Origin of the sequence: Blastococcus capsensis (assembly GCF_030165005.1) — a bacterium.
Taxonomy (GTDB): Bacteria; Actinomycetota; Actinomycetes; order Mycobacteriales; family Geodermatophilaceae; genus Blastococcus; species Blastococcus capsensis.
Window position 1 is genome coordinate 1 of record NZ_JASNNW010000048.1, and the last position, 2,320, is coordinate 2,320.

2 protein-coding genes are annotated in these 2,320 nt (G+C 70.7%); one reads left to right on the forward strand and one right to left on the reverse strand.

Annotated features, from left to right (window positions below; all coding sequences use genetic code 11):
* Positions 1–531: IS1634 family transposase (locus tag QOZ86_RS20945; RefSeq protein WP_284493899.1), on the forward strand; the 531-nt coding region annotated here is incomplete at its 5' end.
* A 552-nt stretch (positions 532–1,083) separates the two neighbouring features.
* On the opposite strand, the gene QOZ86_RS20950 is transcribed toward QOZ86_RS20945, so the two are convergent.
* The coding region (locus QOZ86_RS20950; RefSeq protein ID WP_284493900.1) for an IS1380 family transposase at positions 1,084–2,320 on the reverse strand (1,237 nt) is incomplete at its 5' end.

Below are 2,320 nucleotides of genomic sequence, written 5' to 3' on the forward strand. Positions count from 1 at the left end.
GCAGCCCGGGACCGCAAGACCCTCGCCCTGCAGGAGGCCCGGGCGCGGGAGGTCGTCGACGGCGAACGCGCGGCCCGCACGCCGCGGTTCGTCAAGACCAGCAACGGTGCCCGATCCCTGGACGAGACCGCACTGGCCAGAGCGCAGAGCCTGGTCGGGTTGAAGGGCTACGTCACCAACATCCCCGCCAATCTCATGCCCGCGGCCGAGGTGATCGGCAGCTATCACGACCTGTGGCGGGTCGAGCAATCGTTCCGGATGAGCAAGACCGATCTGCGGGCCAGGCCGATGTTCCACCACACTCGCGACGCCATCGAGGCCCACCTCACCGTCGTGTTCACCGCCCTGGCCGTGGCCCGCGAGGTTCAGAACCGCACCGGCCTGGCGATCGGCAACGTCATCCGCCAGCTGCGGCCGCTGCGCTCGGCCACGGTCGCGATCAACGGCGCCACCCAGACGTTCCACCCCGCCGTTCCCGCAGCTCAGCGGGCCATCCTCGATGCGCTACCGCCGGTCGAAGTCACGCACTAAGCAAATGATCAAAGTCGGGCCTTACGCGGTGGGCGTCGTCATACGAGGGGTCGGACGGATCGGCGAGATGTTCGGTCCCCGCATGACCAGCGTTCTCGCCTCGGCGCGCGGTCACGGCATCGCAGCGGGGCCCGCCATCTGGGCGTTCCGGGGGTGGGCGTGTGTCGTGACCGATTCATGACCTACCGGAGGGGAAACAGGCCGCCACAGAGGCCAAGAACGGGCGTTCCGGACGGTCCTCCAGTGGCTCTCCGGATTACCTAGCTAGATGCAGTAAGCCCAAACGTACTTGCGTCCGGCGGAAACTAGCCAGCCGTGCTTAGTGGTCAGCCGGGCGACTAGGAACAGCCCTAATCCGCCGAAAGCGGGATCGCGCCCGATGGCTAGCCCGGATCTTTCGTCAGGCCGGCGGTGATCATCGGAAAGCGGCTCGGTGGGCCGCCGGGGGGTGATCCTGGCATTGGGGTGTGACGGTTCGACCGATGCCGCTCGGGTGGGCGCCGGTTCCACGGTCCGGGGTGGTGCGGGCTCGTCGGGACGGGGTGGGCGGTGTCAGCCCGGGGCAGGTGCCGGTCCGGCGATCAAGGCGCGCAGCCGGACGACGGCGTCGTGGACGACGGCGGCCCACGGGTGGTGCTCGGCCAGGTGCAGCAGCCGGCGCCGGCCGGTGCGGGCCAGCGTCGCCGGCACGGTGAACAGCCTGGTCCGTAGCCGTTTGGGCTCCCACCGTCGAGCGGCGTGATCGACGAGGGCGAGCATCTGCATCCAGGCGGTGAGCTCACACGCCAGCGCGACGATGGCGCACCAGATCTGGTTCTGGGCGAAGTCGTGCAGCGGCAGGTTCGTCAGACCGGTGTCCTTGGCGCATCGGATGCGGTCCTCGGCGCGGGCCCGGCGGCGGTGCCGCAACTCGAGGTCGGGAAGCTGCCCGCGGCTGCTGTTGGTGGCGAAGGCGGTGACCCGCAGCCCGTCGGCGTCGGTGATCCGTAGCTGCGCGCCGGGATGGGGTCGTTCCTTGCGGGCGATGACCCGCATGCCCGGCGGCCAGCCGGTCAGGTCCAGCAGGCCGGTGAGTTCGGCGACCCAGGCGCCGTCGCGGATCTGGTCGTTCGCGTCGTAGGCCGGCGTCCACACCTCGGCCGGGATCTGGGTGAGTAGGTCGGCGGTGTTGGCCGGCAGGCCGAAGCCGATCGAGTAGGACAACCGCTGCCCGTGCAACCAGTCCAGGAAGGCGTGGCTGGCCCCGGCCCCGTCGGTGCGGATCAGCACCTTCCGGCCCGGTCGGGTGCCGGGCCGGTGGCCGGGCAGCTGCGCCAGCGCCTGCTTGGCCACGGTGATGTGGTCGGCAGCGGTGTTCGACCCGGCATTTCCGGCCCGCAGCAGCACCGACAGCGGCTCACCACTGCCCTCGGGCCCGTGGTCGACGAACGAGCACAACGGGTGGAACCCGAACCCCCGCTTGAACGTCGGCGCAGCCTGCTCCTTCTCCGAATGCGACGTCACGAGCGTGGCGTCGATGTCGATGACCAGCGGCGCAGCCGCATCAGCGCCCTGGCCGGGTGCGTCCTTCCCGGCCAGCCCCCACACCGCAGCCCGCGCCGTCGCCCGAGCGGTGTTGATCGCCGCCAGCGCGGCGGGTGCGTCGGCGGCGAGTGTGTCGATCGTGCGGGAGACCGTCGGATCAGAGGCCACCCGGCCGAAGACCCGAGGTTCGGCGCGCAGCAGCGCGATGTCGGCCAGGCAGTCCCCGCCCACCGCCAGGGTGAGCGCCAGGTCCAGGACGACCTTG